The organism is Delftia sp. WSY_10 (assembly GCF_043104705.1).
In the GTDB taxonomy this organism is placed as follows: domain Bacteria; phylum Pseudomonadota; class Gammaproteobacteria; order Burkholderiales; family Burkholderiaceae_C; genus Comamonas; species Comamonas tsuruhatensis.
On sequence record NZ_JBICKY010000032.1, the window covers coordinates 207,666 to 224,232 of the forward strand.

The window sequence follows — 16,567 nt, forward strand, 5'->3', positions numbered from 1 at the left end:
TTTCTCGCGATCAGGCGGCGTGGACCGTCTGCTTGGAAGCGTTCTGGATCTTCGCTTCAAACTCGTGGCGGAAGTGCTTGATCATGGCGCGCACCGGCATCGCTGCCGCATCGCCCAGCGCACAGATCGTGCGCCCCATGATGTTCACGGACACCGAGTCCAACAGCTCGATGTCTTCAGGACGGCCTTCGCCGTGCTCGATTCGGTTGACCACGCGCCACAGCCAGCCCGTGCCTTCGCGGCAGGGAGTGCACTGGCCGCAGGACTCGTGCTGGTAGAAGTAGGACAGGCGCAGCAGGCTCTCGACCATGTCGCGCGAGTCGTCCATCACGATCACGGCGCCCGAGCCCAGCATGGAGCCGGCCTTGGCGATGGAGTCGTAGTCCATCGTGCATTCCATGATGATGTCGGCCGGCAGCACGGGCGAGGACGATCCGCCGGGGATCACGGCCTTGAGCTTGCGGCCCGTGCGCACGCCGCCCGCCAGCTCCAGCAGCTTGCTGAAGGGCGTGCCCAGCGGCACTTCGTAGTTGCCGGGCAGGTTGACGTCGCCGCTGACCGAGAAGATCTTGGTGCCGCCATTGTTGGGCTTGCCGCACTCCAGGTACGCAGCACCGCCGTTGCGGATGATCCAGGGAACGGCCGCAAAGGTTTCGGTGTTATTGATGGTGGTGGGCTTGCCGTACAGGCCGAAGCTGGCCGGGAACGGCGGCTTGAAGCGCGGCTGGCCCTTCTTGCCTTCCAGCGACTCCAGCAGCGCAGTCTCTTCGCCGCAGATGTAGGCGCCGAAGCCATGGTGCGCGTGCAGCTGGAAGCTGAAGCTGCTGCCCATGATGTTGTCGCCCAGGTAGCCGGCAGCGCGGGCTTCCTCCAGCGCGGCCTCGAAGCGCTCATAGGCCTCGAAGATTTCGCCGTGGATGTAGTTGTAGCCCAGGGAGATGCCCATCGCGTAGGCCGCGATGATCATGCCCTCGATCACGATGTGGGGGTTGTGCACCAGGATGTCCCGGTCCTTGCAGGTGCCCGGCTCGCCTTCGTCCGAGTTGCACACCAGATGCTTCTGGCCCGGGAACTGGCGGGGCATGAAGCTCCACTTCAGGCCCGTGGGGAAACCTGCGCCTCCGCGGCCGCGCAGCCCCGACTCCTTGACGGTGGCGATCACCTGATCCTGCGTCAGGCCTTCGCTGCCGTCCTTGCCCAGGATCTTGCGCAGCGCCTGGTAGCCGCCGCGTGCCTCGTAGTCCTTGATGGACCAGTTGGCGCCGGTCAGATCGGCATAGATCTGGGGATTGATGTGGCGGTCGTGGAAGCAGGTCTCGCTGCCCGAGGCGGCAAACCTGGCCAGGACCGATTGTGCGGCGGCGTTCATGCCTTGCCCTCCGCGGCGCGCAGGCCGTCGATCAGTTCGTCGAGCTTTTCGTTGCTCATGAAGCTGCACATGCAGCGGTCGTTCACCAGCATCACCGGCGAATCCGCGCAGGCACCCAGGCACTCGGACTGCTGCAGCGTGAACATGCCGTCGGGCGTGGTCTCGCCCATCTTGATGCCCAGGCGGGATTCCAGATGGTGCAGCGCCTTGTAGCCGTCGCGCAGCTGGCAGGGCAGGTTGGTGCAGACGTTCAGCTTGAACTTGCCCACCGGCCGCTGGTTGTACATGTTGTAGAACGTGGTGACTTCGTGCACCGCGATCTCGGCCATGCCCAGGAACTCGGCGATCACGGCCTCGCTCTCGGGACTGACCCAGCCCTGCTCCTGCTGCACGATGGACAGGCAGGCCATCACGGCCGACTGCTTCTGGTCGGCCGGGTACTTGGCCACCTCGCGCGCAAAGCGCTCCTTGGTCGCTTCGGTAATCATCGGTCAACGTCTCCAAACACGATGTCCAGGGTACTCAGCACCATCACGGCGTCGGCCAGCATGTGGCCTCGGCACAGTTCGTCCATGGCGGACAGATTGGCGAATCCCGGCGGACGGATCTTCAGGCGGTAGGGCTTGTTGGCCCCGTCGCTCACGATGTAGATGCCGAACTCCCCCTTGGGGTGTTCGATGGCCGCGTAAGCCTCGCCTTCGGGCACGCGGAAACCTTCGGTGAAGAGCTTGAAGTGGTGGATCAGCTCTTCCATGTTGGACTTCATGCCTTCGCGCGGCGGCGGGGCGATCTTGTGGTTGTCCACGATCACCGGGCCCGGGTTGGCACGCAGCCAGTCCACGCACTGCTTGATGATGCGGTTGGACTGGCGCATTTCGGCCACGCGCACCAGGTAGCGGTCGTAGCAGTCGCCGGTCTTGCCCACGGGCACGTCGAAGTCCATGCGGTCATAGACCTCGTAGGGCTGCGACTTGCGCATGTCCCAGGCCACGCCGGAGGCACGCAGCATGGGGCCGGTCAGGCCCAGGTTCATGGCACGCTCGGCCGTCACCACGCCGATGTCCACGTTGCGCTGCTTCCAGATGCGGTTGTCGGTCAGCAGGGTCTCGTACTCGTCGGCGCACTTGGGGAAGCGCTGCGTGAAGTCGTCGATGAAGTCCAGCAGCGAGCCCTGGCGGTTGCGGTTCATGACCTCGACCGAGCGCGCATTGCGCACCTTGCTGGCCTTGTACTGCGGCATGGTGTCGGGCAGGTCGCGGTAGACGCCGCCCGGACGGAAATAGGCCGCGTGCATGCGCGCGCCGGAGACCGCCTCGTACATGTCCATGAGGTCTTCGCGCTCACGGAAGGTATAGATCAGCGTCGTGGAGCTGCCTGCATCGTTGCCGCTGGAGCCCAGCCACATCAGGTGATTCATGATGCGGGTGATCTCCGAATACATCACGCGGATGTACTGGGCGCGAATGGGCACCTCGATGCCCAGCAGCTTCTCGATGGCCAGGCAGTAGGCGTGCTCGTTGCACATCATGGACACGTAGTCCAGCCGGTCCATATAGGGCAGCGACTGGATGTAGGTCTTGCTCTCTGCCAGTTTTTCCGTCGCGCGGTGCAGCAGACCGATGTGCGGGTCTGCACGCTGCACCACTTCACCGTCGAGCTCCAGCACCAGGCGCAGCACGCCGTGCGCTGCCGGGTGCTGCGGACCAAAGTTCAGGGAATAGTTCTTGATTTCAGCCATGGTCGTCCATCAAAAAGGCGCCTGCAGCGCCTTCAGTGCAGGCCCCCGTAGTTGTCTTCGCGGATGATCCGCGGCGTGATCTCGCGGGGCTCGATGGTGACCGGCTGGTACACCACGCGCTGCTGTTCGGGGTCATAGCGCATCTCCACATGGCCCGACAGCGGGAAGTCCTTGCGGAAGGGATGGCCGATGAAGCCGTAGTCGGTCAGGATGCGGCGCAGGTCGTCATGGCCATCGAAGACAATGCCGAACAGGTCGAACGCCTCGCGCTCGAACCAGTTGGCGCCGGCCCAGATGGGAGTGACCGAAGCCACCACCGGAAAATCGTCGTCGGTACAGAAGACGCGAACGCGCAGGCGCTGGTTCAGGCTGATCGACAGCAGGTGGGACACCACGGCAAAGCGCGGCCCTTCGCGGCCGACTTCCGCATAGGTGGAATAGTCCACGCCACACAGGTCCACCAGAACCTCGAACCGGCAATCCGGGGCGCTGTGCAGAACCTGCATGGCCTCCAGATAGTTGGCAGCGGACACTTCGACCGTCACCTCGCCCAGGGCCACGGTCACGCTGCGCGCCTTGTCGCCCAAGGCAGCAGCCACCACATCCCGAAGCACTTCGGGGTGAATCGCAATAGCAGTCATCATCTAGCCCTTAGACGCGAGCGATGGTATGGGTGCGGCGGATCTTCTGCTGCAGCTGGATGATGCCGTAGATCAGGGCTTCCGCCGTGGGGGGGCAGCCAGGCACATAGACATCGACCGGCACGATGCGGTCGCAGCCACGCACCACGGAATAGCTGTAGTGGTAGTAGCCGCCGCCATTGGCGCACGAGCCCATGGAGATGACCCAGCGGGGCTCGGACATCTGGTCATAGACCTTGCGCATGGCGGGCGCCATCTTGTTGCACAGGGTGCCGGCCACAATCATCAGGTCCGACTGGCGGGGGCTGGCACGGAAGACTTCCGAGCCAAAGCGGCCAATGTCGTAACGCGCCGCCGCAGCGTGCATCATCTCGACCGCGCAGCAGGCCAGACCAAATGTCATGGGCCACAGCGAGCCCGTCTTGGCCCAATTCACCACCGAGTCGTAACTCGTGGTGATGAAGCCTTCCTTCATCACGCCTTCGATCATCGTGTTTCCTTAGTGAACCCGCATCAGTCCCAGTCCAACGCACCCTTCTTCCATTCGTAGACAAAGCCCACGACGAGAACGGTCAGGAAAATCAGGACAGCGGCGAAACCAGCCCCACCCACGTCCCGAAGCGCAACGGCCCAGGGCAGCAGAAAGGCGATTTCCAAATCAAATAGGATGAACAGGATGGCGACGAGGTAGTAGCGCACATCGAATTTCATGCGCGCGTCTTCGAAGGCCTCGAAGCCACATTCGTAGGGAGAGTTCTTGGCGGCATCGGGCCGGTTCGGACCCAGCACATACCCCAGTACCAGGGGGACTACGCCGACACCCATGCCGACGAGAATGAACAAGAGAACGGGAAGATACTGGTCGATGTTCATCGTGTGCGGCTACCTTGAAAGGCATGCCCGCACCGATCAGCCTGATCAGCAGGGCAGGCTCTTAGTTATATCTTGGTGCCGTCGGCGAGACTCGAACTCGCACAGCTTTCGCCACTACCCCCTCAAGATAGCGTGTCTACCAATTTCACCACGACGGCTACGTCTCGATTTCGGCTGGCTCTTTATCTTCGTTGCAAAGATTCCGCCTACCGAACAATCTCTAGATTCTACTCTGAAAAACCCTCGGACCAGGAGGACCGAGGGCTTTGTTCGAAATTATTTCGTGGGGATCTGGGCCGCACCTTCAGCACCGGCAGCAGGCGCCTGACCTGCCGCAGGAGCAGGCACTTCGCCAGCAGCGCCAGGGACTGCGGGAGCCGGTGCCGTGATGGGGGCCGCGCCTTCCAGCACGCTGCCCGAGCTGACGGGGCGCGCATTGCTCAGATAGGCCAGCGCCAGCGTGGTCACGAAGAACACCGTGGCCAGGCCTGCCGTGGAGCGCGACAGAAAGTTCGCGCTGCCCGAGGCACCGAACAGGCTGCCGGAGCTGCCGCTGCCGAACGAGGCGCCCATGTCGGCGCCCTTTCCGTGCTGGATCAGGATCAGGCCGATCATGCCGAGTGCCGACAGCATCTGGACGGCGAGGATCACGCTTGCGAATGCATTCATTGGTTGTACCTGCTAGTAACGCGAGAGCTAAAAAAGCGAATGGAGAAACTGCTCCGGCTCACTGGGCCGCAGCGATGATGGTCAGGAAATCCGGCGCCTTGAGCGACGCCCCACCCACAAGACCACCGTCAATGTCGGCCTGGGCCAGAAGCTGGGCTGCATTGGAGGCATTCATGCTGCCGCCGTAGAGCAAGGGGATGCGGTCAGCCTGCCGGCTGGCAGCCGCCAGCTGGGCGCGCAGCACGGCATGCACCTGCTGCGCCTGCTCGGGTGTTGCGGTCCTGCCGGTGCCGATGGCCCAGACAGGCTCGTAGGCCACGACCAGCTCACTGATGCACTGCCCCACCTGATGGATCACGGCTGCCAGCTGGCGCTTGACGACTTCCTCGGTCTGCCCCGCCTCGCGCTCTGCCAGCGTTTCGCCCACACAGACGATGGGCGTGACGCCCTTGGCCAGCGCAGCCTGCGCCTTCAAGGCCACCACGGCATCGGTTTCACCATGGTATTGGCGACGCTCCGAGTGCCCCACCAAGGTGTAGCGCACGTCAAAATCCTGGAGCATGGCAGCCGAAAGCTCGCCCGTGTAGGCACCCGAGTCATGCTGCGACACATCCTGCGCAGCCACGCCAATGGACGACCCTGCAAGCTCGGCCTGGGCCTGGGCCAGATAGGCGGCCGGCACGGCCACCGCCACACCCGCATTTCCACCTTCGGGCAGCCCCTGCTTGAGGGCCTTGAGCAACACGGCATTGGCAGCCAGGCTGCCATTCATCTTCCAGTTGCCGACGATGAGTTTCTTCTTCATGGTTACCACGTCAAAACGATTTTGCCGGTGTGCTGACTCGACTCCATCAGCGCGTGCGCCTTGTCGGCATCAGCGGCAGCAAAGGTGCTGTGAATCACAGGGCGGATACCGCCTGCCTCGATGAGCGGCCAGACCTCGCGCCGCAGCGCCTGGGCGATGGCCGCCTTGAAGGCGACAGGACGCGGACGCAGCGTGGAGCCCGTCACCAGCAGGCGACGGCGCAGGACCAGGCCCGCATCGAACTCCGCCTTGATGCCGCCCTGCACCGCAATGATGACCAGACGGCCATCCTCGGCCAGGCTCTGCACTTCGGGCGCCACATAGCTGCCCGCCACCATGTCCAGGATCACGTCCACGCCCTTGCCGTCGGTGATGCGCTGCACCTCCGCGGCAAAGTCCTGGGTACGGTAGTTGATGGCATGGTCGGCGCCCAGCTTCAGGCAGTCGGCGCATTTGGCATCGGAGCCAGCCGTCACGATGACCGTGGCGCCACGCGCCTTGGCCAACTGGATGGCCGTCACGCCAATGCCGCTGCTGCCGCCCTGAACCAGCAGGGTTTCGCCCGCCTGCAAGGCGCCGCGATCGAACACATTGCTCCAGACGGTGAAGAAGGTTTCAGGCAATGCCGAAGCCTCCACCTCGCTGAGCCCCGCCGGGATGGGCAGGCACTGGGCCACTGGCGCAACGCAGTACTCCGCATAGCCGCCACCGGCCAGCAGCGCGCACACGCGGTCGCCCACGCGCAGGCCTGCCAGCCGCATGGCGTCGTCGTCACCCGACACGATCACCCCGGCCACTTCCAGCCCGGGCAGATCCGAGGCACCGGGCGGCGGGGCGTAGTGCCCCTTGCGCTGCAACACATCAGGACGATTGACACCGCTGGCCGAGACCTGGATCAGCAACTCCTGCGCGCCGGCCACGGGCAGCGGACGCTCGCCCAGGCGCAAGACCTCGGGACCACCAAAGTCCGTGAGTTCCACGGCACGCATGATTTGCTTTTCCATTTTTCGACCTCGCAATCCCTGTCAAAAATGCCACAAGCGCTGAACAGGTCAGCGCTTTTTCCAGTCACCGCATGCACCTGCAAGGCCACCCCCTTTTTGGGGAACGGCCTTGCCGGGCATTACTGCTGCTGTTGCTGTTGCTGCTCGCCCTCGGCAGCCGGACGACCGCCTTCACGGGGCTCGCGAGGTTCACGCGGCTCGCGGTACTCGCGTTGCTGGCGGGGCTCACGCGGCTGGCGGAACTCACGCTCGGCAGGCGCGGGGCGCTCGCTGCGCTCCATGCCGGCAGGACGCTCGGTCAACGCCTTCAGCGACAGCTTGACACGACCCTTTTCGTCGGTCTCCATGACCTTGACCTTGATGATCTGGCCTTCCTGCAGGTAGTCGGCGACGCGCTCCACGCGTTCGTGGGCAATCTGGCTGATGTGCAGCAGACCGTCCTTGCCGGGCAGCAGGTTCACGAGAGCACCGAAGTCCAGGATCTTGGTGACCGGGCCTTCGTAGATCTTGCCGATTTCGACTTCGGCCGTGATCTCTTCGATGCGGCGCTTGGCTTCGTCGGCCTTGGCGGCATCGCTGGAAGCGATGGTGATGGTGCCGTCTTCGCCGATGTCGATCTGCGTGCCGGTCTCTTCGGTCAGTGCACGGATGGTGGAGCCGCCCTTGCCGATCACGTCACGGATCTTCTCGGGGTTGATCTTCATCGTGTACAGCTTGGGAGCGAAGGACGAGATCTCGGCCTTGGCTTCACCCATGGCTTCCTGCATCTTGCCCAGGATGTGCATGCGCGCTTCCTTGGCCTGGGCCAGGGCGACCTGCATGATTTCCTTGGTGATGCCCTGGATCTTGATGTCCATCTGCAGCGCAGTGATGCCGCTGGTGGTGCCAGCCACCTTGAAGTCCATGTCGCCCAGATGATCTTCATCACCCAGGATGTCGGTCAGCACGGCGAAGCGGTTGTCTTCCTTGATCAGGCCCATGGCGATGCCGGCCACGTGGGCCTTCATCGGAACGCCTGCATCCATCATCGACAGGCAGCCGCCGCAAACCGAGGCCATGGACGAGGAGCCGTTGGACTCGGTGATTTCCGACACCACGCGAATGGTGTAGGGGAACTCTTCCTTGCTGGGCAGGCAGGCCGCCAGGGCGCGCTTGGCCAGGCGGCCGTGGCCGATTTCGCGGCGCTTGGTCGAGCCCATGCGGCCCACTTCGCCAGTGGCAAAGGGAGGCATGTTGTAGTGGAACAGGAAGCGGTCCTCGAACTCGCCGGCCAGCGCGTCGATGCGTTGTGCATCGCGCTCGGTGCCCAGCGTGGACACGACCAGGGCCTGCGTCTCGCCACGCGTGAACAGGGCCGAGCCGTGCGTGCGGGGCAGCACGGAGTTGCGGATTTCGATGGGGCGCACGGTGCGCGTGTCACGGCCGTCGATGCGCGGCTCGCCGGCCAGGATCTGGCTGCGAACGATGCGTGCCTCGATGTCGAACAGCATGCCTTCGACCTTGACGCCGTCGAACTCCACGCCCTGGGCCGTCAGGCCGGCCTTCACGGCGGCGTAGGCTTCGCGGCAGGCCTGCGTGCGGCTTTGCTTGTTGCGGATCTGGTAGGCCGCGCGCAGGGCTTCGTCACCCAGTGCGGCCACCTTGGCGATCAGCTCTTCATCCTTGGCGGGAGCGACCCAGTCCCAGACGGGCTTGCCGGCTTCGCGCACCAGTTCATGGATGGCGTCAATGGCGATGCGACCTTGCTCGTGGCCGAAGACCACGGCGCCCAGCATCACGTCTTCAGGCAGTTGCTGCGCCTCGGACTCCACCATCAGCACGGCAGCTTCAGTACCGGCCACGACCAGATCCATCTGCGAATCCTTACGCTGGGTCTGGCCGGGGTTGAGCACGTACTCGCCATTGATGTAGCCCACACGGGCGGCACCGATGGGTCCGTTGAACGGAATGCCCGACACGGACAGGGCGGCCGACGTGGCGATCAGGGCAGCGATGTCGGCATCGACTTCGGGGTTCAGCGACACGGTGTGGATGACCACATGCACGTCGTTGTAGAAGCCTTCGGGGAACAGCGGGCGGATCGGACGGTCGATCAGGCGGCTGGTCAGGGTTTCGAGTTCGCTGGGCTTGGCTTCGCGCTTGAAGAAGCTGCCGGGGATCTTGCCTGCGGCGTAGGTCTTCTCGATGTAATCGACGGTCAGCGGGAAGAAGTCCTGGCCGGACTTGGCCTGCTTGGACGCCACCACGGTGGCCAGCACCACGGTGTCATCGATGTTGACCAGCACGGCGCCGGAAGCCTGGCGGGCGATCTCGCCGGTTTCCATGGTGACCGTGTGCTGGCCCCACTGGAAGGTCTTGGTGACTTTGTTGAAGATGGACATTGTTGCTCCTAGGGAATGTTGGCCAGATGCACTCATCCAGCCATGATGGAGAGCAATTCAGAACACGATGCCATTCCATTGCTGGATTTCTTGCTATCAAATCCGCAGCAATGGAATGACACAGCTTCGCTCTGTCTTGCTTTCTCCGAAGTAAAAAACGCCTGAGCTAGACAGGCTAACTCAGGCGTTTCGATCTCCCACCGTGCTTACTTGCGCAGGCCCAGCTTGGCGATCAGTGCGGTGTAGCGATCAGCGTCCTTGGACTTGAGGTAGTCCAGCAGCTTGCGACGGCGGCTCACCATGCGCAGCAGGCCGCGACGACCGTGGTGGTCCTTGGCGTGTTGCTTGAAGTGAGGGGTCAGCTCGTTGATGCGTGCGGTCAGCAGGGCCACTTGCACTTCTGGGCTACCAGTGTCGTTGGCAGAGCGTGCGTTGGACTTGACGACTTCAGCCTTCACGGAAGATGCGATCATTTTTTTTCCTTGGAAATTGGCGCCTCAAAGACAAAAGCAAGGAGGCAGCCTTGGTTACTTGCGCCGGGACTGGAAAGGCCCCGACGTGCGTCTTGCACCATGCAAAACCCTGGGATTATAACAAGCACGCCCGGACCGGCATCCACACCTGATTTGCGGCCCTTTGCCACTTCGGCCTGCTGGCCGCCCAGAATCCCGCAAAGCCCGCGCCACAGGCATGCCGTCACGAAGCACGGATATGTGGTGCGCAGGCATTCCATACACCAAGGGAGGGCCACGCCATGGCAGTGCGTTTTTCATTCATTCCATCGACCCGACAAGCGCAGCTGCGGCAATGCGCCCTGCTCTGCCTGGTCGCGGCCCTGGGCCTGGCCCTGCCTGCCCAGGCTGCGTCCCATCGCGCCGACGCATCGGCTGCGCAAGGCTCCAAGCGCAAAAAGGGCGGGCAGCGGGTCCGGGTGCCGGCGCAGCGCAGCAGCTCAGACGAGTCGCCCGAGCAACGCGACAAGCGGCTTTACCGCGAATGCCAGGGCAGGCACAACGCCGGAGCATGCGCCGGATACACCGGGCAGCCGCCGGGCAGGCGCCAGCGCTGACACGCTCCCAGAAACAGTCCTAGGCCGGCCTCGAATACCCAAAAATCCGGCAAGGCCTTGCCATCATTGGATTTTCTCGTACCTCGGCACGCCTGAATTCAGCCCCATTCACGGCACAACTCCTATTTTTTGACCAAAGAAACAGATTGGTCTGAAAGACATGCACGAACAACCCCAATAGATTGAGCGGCGCACGAAACAAGCAGCAACAACCAGCGTTGCGCAAGCCAATCGACGGGGAGGGATTCAAGACATGTCATCGACCAGGCCTCAGGCTCGCCCGGGCGCCGAAGGCTTCACTGCCATCGAGTTGATGGTGGTCGTCGCCATCCTCGCCGTGCTCACCACGCTGGCAGCTCCCAGCTTCAACCTCATCATCGAGCGCTGGCGTGTTCGCCAGACCGTCGAGGCCCTGCAATCGACGCTGCAGTACGCGCGCTCCGAAGCCGTGCGGCGCGGTGGCGGCGTTTTCATCCAGAAACTGCCCCAAGGCACCAAGGGCTGCACCCTGGCGGCGCAGCACGCCGACTGGGGCTGCGGCTGGGTGGTGTTCGTCGACCGCAATGGCAACAGGCACTGGGATCCCAAGGAGGAGCTGCAGCGCTTCGACACGCCCGCCCGCACCCTCGTCACCCGCTCCCGGTCTGCCTCCATCATCAGTGTGGACCGCTGGGGTCAGTTGGGCGGACTCACCGCCATGGGCTTCGCCATTGCGCCATCTCCGGCCGGAATCACTTCCGCCGCAACCCAAGGCATTTGCGTCTCGTCCGGCGGACGCATCCGGGTGGTCGGCCAGGAGGGTATTCCATGCGCCTGACACGTACCCGCAATCGGCATCCCAATGGCTTTACCCTGATCGAAACCCTGGTCGCCACCGTCATCACGGCCCTGGGTGTTCTGGGAATCCTGGGACTGCAGATGCGCACCCTGGCCGACAACCAAAGCGGCGTGCGCCGCGCCCAGGCCATCCGGCTGATCGAGGACCTCAGCGAGCGCACGCACGCCAACCCCAACTCCCTCGGACAGATCGGCCGCTACGTTTCCGACTGGAATCACGCCCCCGAATCCGTCGCCGACTGCAGTGCCGCCGCATGCGGCCCGGACGCAATGGCCAGCTACCACCTCGCACGATGGAAGGCATCCGTTCGCCAACTGCTGCCAGGCGGGGCCGCCAAGGTCTTCCTCGCAGGAGACGAGGCAGCCGCCAGCGCCGGCAATGGGCGCCAGCTGGGGATCATGATCAGTTGGCGCGAGAACGAAAAGTCCGGCAAGGCCGACTACAAGGACCCCATCGGGCTTGATGGCAATGGCGATCGCATGCACGGCGATCAGGCCATGGCCTGTCCTGCAGGCAGAACCTGCCACCTGCAATACATCGCACTCAGCGCTCGCTGCGCTCCCTACCTTGCAAACAACGCAGTCCAGCTCTTCTGCGCAGGCCCATGAATCCCCATCGCATCGCCACCGCCATTGCGGCCAGACCGCGCCAACGCGGCCTGAGCCTCGTCGAACTGCTGGTCGGACTTTTCCTGGGACTGCTGATCATCGGCGTGGCCATGGGCGCACTCATGGCGTCACGCGCCGTGTCCGCCACCATCAGCGATGCCAGTCAGTTGCAACAGCAGGCTTCCCATCTCTTCCGTGTCATGGGCCGGCAGATCCGGCAGGCGGGGTCCCTGCGGCTGCTTCTTGCATCACACAAGAGGGCAACAGAAGCCATTGACGTGGCAGACCCCGTTGCATTCGAGGCGGGCGCACTGGACTTCAACCCCGCGCACGACACCATCCAGGGCCTCGATGCACCCGGGCGCTCCCAATACAAGCTCGCCGTGGGCTACAGCAACTACACGCAGCCGCTGCACACATCGGCCATCGAGACCTCACTGCAGCGCAATTGCCTGGGGCAGACCAACAGCGACAGCCTCATCCTGAGCCGCTTTGTCCTGGACGCCAGTAAAAACACCCTGCGCTGCGCCGGAGCGCCCTCCGCGGGTGCCCAGCCCCTTGCCAGGAACGTCGCCAACTTCCAGGTGCGCTACCTGATCCAGGCGCCGGGGGGCGCCGCCCGCATCCAGTATGTCAACGCAGCCGCCGTAGGCCAGGACTGGCCTCGCGTCGTCGGCGTCGAGGTCTGCCTGGTGCTCTTCGGCAACGAGGCCATCGACATGCCCGCCAACAGCAGCTATACCGACTGCGCCGACAGCGACGGTACGGCCGAATCCATCCACATGGCCACGCTGCCTGCGCCCAGGACGCGGCGCCTGCACATGGTCTTTCGCAGCGTGTACCAGTTGCGCAGCCAGGGGTTGGCCGGATGACGCACAAGGCTGCAGGCATGCGACATGCCCACACCTGCGCAGCGCAGCGCCAAAAAGGCATCGCCCTGTTCATCGTGGTGGTCCTGGTCATGCTGTCCATGCTGCTCGCCCTGTGGGCGTCGCGCAGCGCACTGTTCAACGAAATGTTCGTGGGCAACGATGCCGACTACCAGCGTGCCCTGGAGGCTGCACAGGCCTTGCTGCAGGATGCCGAACTGGATATTCGGGGCGAACAGGCCAGCGGCGCCGCCTGCGCCGCCAGCAGCAGCCAGCCATCCGTCTGCCGCAGCGGTGCAGGCATCGCACAGTTCCCCCGGGAAACCGGGGAAGTCGGCCTGCTGCTGGCCAGCCTCGCTGAGGCCACACCCACTGGATGCCGCGATGGCCTGTGCACCAAGCGCACGGGACCTCAGGACTTCTGGAACAACGCGGACGAAGGCCAAGGGATCACGCTGGGCCAGATGACTGCCGCTGACGTCGGCGCACGCTACGGCCAGTTCACGGGCGCCATCGCTGGCGGAAAGAGCGACTCCATCCTGGCAAATCGTGAGGCAGGAAAGGGAGGCTGGTACTGGATAGAGATCCTGCCCTATGACGTCAACGCAGGGAACTCGGGCGTCATCGCCAACGGCTCACCCCGACTGGCCCTTTACATGCAGCCCCAGGTGATTTATCGCATCACGGCCATTGCCCATGGCAGCAAGAGCAACACCCAGGTGGTGATGCAGCAGACCTACGCCCGGCAGAAACGCCGCGACTGACTCAGGACACCTGACATGCCCCACCTCTGCCCTCCCTGGCTCCGGCGCATCCTGCTGCCAGCGCCGACAGCCGCAGCCATGGCCGCTGCAGTCCTGGCCGCGCAAAACAGCCAGGCAATGGACATGATTCAGTCGTCGCTTGGGCCCCGAGTCAAGGTCACGATAAAGCCTGGCCTGCCGGCACCCATCCAGGTCCAGCAGGTCTCGGAGGCAGACACTCCAGTTGCCAGGGTTCAGGCAGATGGCACCGAATTCGCCGCGCCCATTGAAGACTGCCCGGCCGGACAACAGGCAGATGCCAAGGGCCGCAGCAGCTCCATGGCCTCCAGCGGCAGCGTGATTACGCGGGCCGGCGCGGACATATTCAGCGCCCGCTACAGCGCAAAAGCGGCCTGGAGCGGCTGGATCAGCGCAGAAACCGTCCAGGCCGATGGCAGCCTCTCCGCAACAGCCGGCTGGCAAGGCAAAACCACGGCCGGCCACCTGGATGCACTCAGCGACGAACAGGCAATCAATGACCGTCTGATCCTGACCTGGAGCGACAGACTGCAAAGAGGCGTGTCCTTCAAGTGGAATGAACTCGACCACCTGCAGAAAGCCTCCCTGGGCATCGATGCCGAAGGAAGAGCAGACAACCTGGGCAAGCACAGGCTCAACTTCATACGCGGCGACCGCCGCATGGAAGCTCCGGGACAACCGCCGCGCGTTGGCCCCACCCGTCCTTTTCGCCAGCGCAGCTCGCGCCAGGGCGACATCGTCAACTCCCAGATCTGGCATACCGGTCATCCCGTGGACAACTGGCCCCTGCCGGGCTATGCCGCCTATACCCTCGCCCAGCAGAACCGCCAGCCCATGATCTATGCAGGCGGCAATGACGGCATGCTGCATGGCTTTTCGGCCACCGACGGCAGGGAAAAGATCGCCTACATCCCACGAGGCGTGATCTCCGGACTGGCAAGACTTTCCGACCCCGACTACGACGCCCGGCATCGCTACTTTGTGGACGGCTCCGCCATGAGCGGCGACATCCCCTCGGGCAGCGTTGCGTCCTCGCAGTGGCGCACTGTGCTGGCTGGCATGGCGGGCGCCGGAGCCAAGGGCTACTTCGTGCTGGACATCACCCATCCGGAGGCTTTCAGCGAGTCCGGTGCCAGCTCGCTGGTCCTGCTTGACCGAACCCAGACACGCAACAGCGATCCCGGCGACTGCACCAGCCTGGATGACATGCGCCAGCGCGCCACTTGCCAGGAAAACAAAGACCTGGGCCATATTTTGGCGGCGCCCGTGCTGGACGATGCCAACCCGCAACGCAGCACTCAGATCACGCAGTTGAACAACCACCGCTGGGCACTGGTGACGGGCAACGGCTACCACAGCACCAACCAGCGGCCCGTGTTGCTGATCCAGTATCTCGATGGCAACCAGGAGCTGTTGCGCCTCGTTGCCACGGGCAATACCCCAACCGGCACCACCCCCGAGACCACCTACAACGGACTCTCCGCCCCGCGCCTTGTGGACATCAATGGAGACGGCCGGCCCGATGTGGTCTACGCAGGTGACATCCAGGGCAATCTGTGGAAATTCCTCATCGCCAGCGGTGCCTCCTCCCGCTGGGGCGTGGCCTTCGACGGCCGGCCGCTGTACACAGCCTGGGGTGGCAGTTCTCCATCGGCCACTCGCAACCTGCGTCAAGCCATCACCGCCCCTCCTTCCGTACGCGCCAATGACCGGCGCAGGGCCAGCAAAAATGCCAAAGAAGGGCGCGAGCGCTTGACGGCAGGCGGCATGCTGGTGGCATTCGGTACCGGACGCCACATCACGCGGCAGGATTCTGGCAACACAGCGGTCCAGAGCATCTATTCCATCCTCGACAGCACCCGCTACAGGCTGCTCGCGGACGGCAGAGTGCAAGCTTGCCTCGATGGCAAGGATTCGGACTGCAGGCAGCCTGACGGACAGCGAGCGGCACCCGTTTCAGGCATCGGAGAACTGGCCAGGCGCTCGGTGAACCATCAGCCGGCAGCGGCGGCCGGCCAAGGCTTCTGGCGCGTTGACTCCACGACCGACCTCGACTGGACGCGGCACAAAGGCTGGTACATGGACCTGCCCCTGCCGGGCGAACGCCTGCTCAAGCCAATGGGCTTCCACGACGGCAGCAACATCCTCGCGATCTACAGCCAGATACCTGCAGGATCCCTCAGACGCCCCGGCGAAAGCGCAAGCCCGCCCGACGCCTGCAATGCGAGCGAGGAGCGCCAATTCCTGACATTCATGAACATCATGGATGGCAAGCGACCCGGCGTTCCGTTGATGGACAGCAACGGCGATGGGGTCTACGGCACGGCAGATGAGGAGGTCTCGCGCGCAAGCGTCGCCAGGGGATCCCAGGCCTTGCTCCACAAGGGCCATCACGCCATCGGCTACGACGCCGAAGGCCGTCGCAATGTACTCGCCCGCATGCCGGAGCAATCCCTGCGCCCCAGCTGGCGCCAAATGAAATGAGGCACCACATGCGCCGCCCTCGATCCCCAGGATTCACGCTCATCGAACTCATGATCGTCGTGGCCGTCATCGTCATCCTCGGCACGGTCGCCGTCCCCAGCTACAACGAGTACATCCGCGCAGTCCACCGCGCCGACGCCCGCGCCGGCCTGCTCCAGGCCCAGCAATGGCTGGAGCGCGCCGCCACCGCCAACGGCACCTACCCCACCGAGCTGCCTGCAGACCTGACCTGGGCCCACGACTCCAGCAAGCGCTACACCATCGACTTCCTGTCAACCAGCGGCCACGACGACGACACCTACACCCTGATCGCCACACGCCGCGGCTCCCAGTTCGGTGACCGATGTGGCGATTTCACGCTGACCCATACGGGCGAGCGTGATGCGCTCGGCCTGGGTGTGAATACCACTGCGGTGGAGTGCTGGGGGCGGTAGTCT

General features: G+C 64.0%; 17 protein-coding genes and 1 tRNA gene. 6 read left to right on the top strand and 12 right to left on the bottom strand.

Going from position 1 to position 16,567, the window contains the following annotated elements:
- Positions 1-10: 10 nt before the first annotated feature.
- The 12 genes from nuoF to rpsO all read right to left on the bottom strand — a co-directional run bounded on the left by nuoF (position 11) and on the right by rpsO (position 9,953).
- The gene (nuoF, locus tag ACF8ML_RS14705) at positions 11-1,369 is read right to left on the bottom strand and encodes an NADH-quinone oxidoreductase subunit NuoF (RefSeq protein WP_016447708.1); all 1,359 of its coding nucleotides are present in this window, start codon (positions 1,367-1,369) and stop codon (positions 11-13) included.
- A complete protein-coding gene (gene nuoE / locus ACF8ML_RS14710) occupies positions 1,366-1,857 on the bottom strand; it encodes an NADH-quinone oxidoreductase subunit NuoE (protein ID WP_016447709.1) in 492 nt (163 codons plus the stop codon). The genes nuoF and nuoE overlap by 4 nt, the downstream gene beginning before the upstream one ends.
- Complete coding sequence (locus tag ACF8ML_RS14715; RefSeq protein WP_016447710.1) at positions 1,854-3,107, bottom strand: NADH-quinone oxidoreductase subunit D; 1,254 nt, start codon at positions 3,105-3,107, stop codon at positions 1,854-1,856. Before ACF8ML_RS14715 ends, nuoE begins: the two co-directional genes overlap by 4 nt.
- A 32-nt stretch (positions 3,108-3,139) precedes the next feature.
- Positions 3,140-3,748, bottom strand: coding sequence for an NADH-quinone oxidoreductase subunit C (locus ACF8ML_RS14720; RefSeq protein ID WP_026062051.1), 609 nt, complete (start codon positions 3,746-3,748; stop codon positions 3,140-3,142).
- Positions 3,749-3,758: 10 nt separating this feature from the next.
- Positions 3,759-4,238 (bottom strand): NADH-quinone oxidoreductase subunit B family protein, encoded by a 480-nt coding sequence (locus ACF8ML_RS14725; protein ID WP_012206978.1) that lies wholly within the window; start codon positions 4,236-4,238, stop codon positions 3,759-3,761.
- A 23-nt stretch (positions 4,239-4,261) separates the two neighbouring features.
- Complete coding sequence (locus ACF8ML_RS14730; protein WP_012206979.1) at positions 4,262-4,621, bottom strand: NADH-quinone oxidoreductase subunit A; 360 nt, start codon at positions 4,619-4,621, stop codon at positions 4,262-4,264.
- 73 nt (positions 4,622-4,694) lie between these two features.
- Positions 4,695-4,779, bottom strand: a tRNA-Leu gene (locus ACF8ML_RS14735).
- Positions 4,780-4,897: 118 nt separating this feature from the next.
- Positions 4,898-5,290 (bottom strand): preprotein translocase subunit SecG, encoded by a 393-nt coding sequence (secG, locus tag ACF8ML_RS14740; protein ID WP_016447712.1) that lies wholly within the window; start codon positions 5,288-5,290, stop codon positions 4,898-4,900.
- Between the two features lie 58 nt (positions 5,291-5,348).
- Positions 5,349-6,095: a triose-phosphate isomerase gene (gene tpiA, locus ACF8ML_RS14745; protein ID WP_017404094.1), complete on the bottom strand. Its 747-nt coding sequence runs from the start codon at positions 6,093-6,095 to the stop codon at positions 5,349-5,351.
- Between the two features lie 2 nt (positions 6,096-6,097).
- Positions 6,098-7,099, bottom strand: a complete 1,002-nt coding sequence (locus tag ACF8ML_RS14750) for an NAD(P)H-quinone oxidoreductase (RefSeq protein WP_392407304.1) — start codon at positions 7,097-7,099, stop codon at positions 6,098-6,100.
- A 119-nt stretch (positions 7,100-7,218) separates the two neighbouring features.
- Positions 7,219-9,480, bottom strand: coding sequence for a polyribonucleotide nucleotidyltransferase (pnp, locus tag ACF8ML_RS14755; RefSeq protein ID WP_017404092.1), 2,262 nt, complete (start codon positions 9,478-9,480; stop codon positions 7,219-7,221).
- A 206-nt stretch (positions 9,481-9,686) separates the two neighbouring features.
- Positions 9,687-9,953 (bottom strand): 30S ribosomal protein S15, encoded by a 267-nt coding sequence (gene rpsO / locus ACF8ML_RS14760; protein ID WP_012206984.1) that lies wholly within the window; start codon positions 9,951-9,953, stop codon positions 9,687-9,689.
- A gap of 849 nt (positions 9,954-10,802) precedes the next feature.
- Here rpsO and ACF8ML_RS14765 point away from each other — a divergent pair.
- The 6 genes from ACF8ML_RS14765 to ACF8ML_RS14790 are packed head-to-tail and all read left to right on the top strand — an operon-like array spanning position 10,803 to position 16,564.
- Positions 10,803-11,366 carry a GspH/FimT family pseudopilin gene (locus ACF8ML_RS14765; RefSeq protein ID WP_016451209.1) on the top strand — a complete coding sequence of 188 codons (564 nt, stop codon included), beginning with the start codon at positions 10,803-10,805 and terminating at the stop codon, positions 11,364-11,366.
- On the top strand, positions 11,357-11,995 hold the full coding sequence (pilV, locus tag ACF8ML_RS14770; RefSeq protein ID WP_392407305.1) for a type IV pilus modification protein PilV: 639 nt from the start codon (positions 11,357-11,359) through the stop codon (positions 11,993-11,995). Before ACF8ML_RS14765 ends, pilV begins: the two co-directional genes overlap by 10 nt.
- The gene (locus ACF8ML_RS14775) at positions 11,992-12,867 is read left to right on the top strand and encodes a PilW family protein (protein WP_392407306.1); all 876 of its coding nucleotides are present in this window, start codon (positions 11,992-11,994) and stop codon (positions 12,865-12,867) included. The genes pilV and ACF8ML_RS14775 overlap by 4 nt, the downstream gene beginning before the upstream one ends.
- Positions 12,864-13,628, top strand: coding sequence for a PilX N-terminal domain-containing pilus assembly protein (locus ACF8ML_RS14780; RefSeq protein WP_392407307.1), 765 nt, complete (start codon positions 12,864-12,866; stop codon positions 13,626-13,628). Before ACF8ML_RS14775 ends, ACF8ML_RS14780 begins: the two co-directional genes overlap by 4 nt.
- A 15-nt stretch (positions 13,629-13,643) precedes the next feature.
- Positions 13,644-16,130: a pilus assembly protein gene (locus ACF8ML_RS14785; RefSeq protein WP_392407308.1), complete on the top strand. Its 2,487-nt coding sequence runs from the start codon at positions 13,644-13,646 to the stop codon at positions 16,128-16,130.
- An 8-nt stretch (positions 16,131-16,138) separates the two neighbouring features.
- Positions 16,139-16,564, top strand: coding sequence for a type IV pilin protein (locus ACF8ML_RS14790; protein WP_026062047.1), 426 nt, complete (start codon positions 16,139-16,141; stop codon positions 16,562-16,564).
- Positions 16,565-16,567 lie beyond the last annotated feature (3 nt).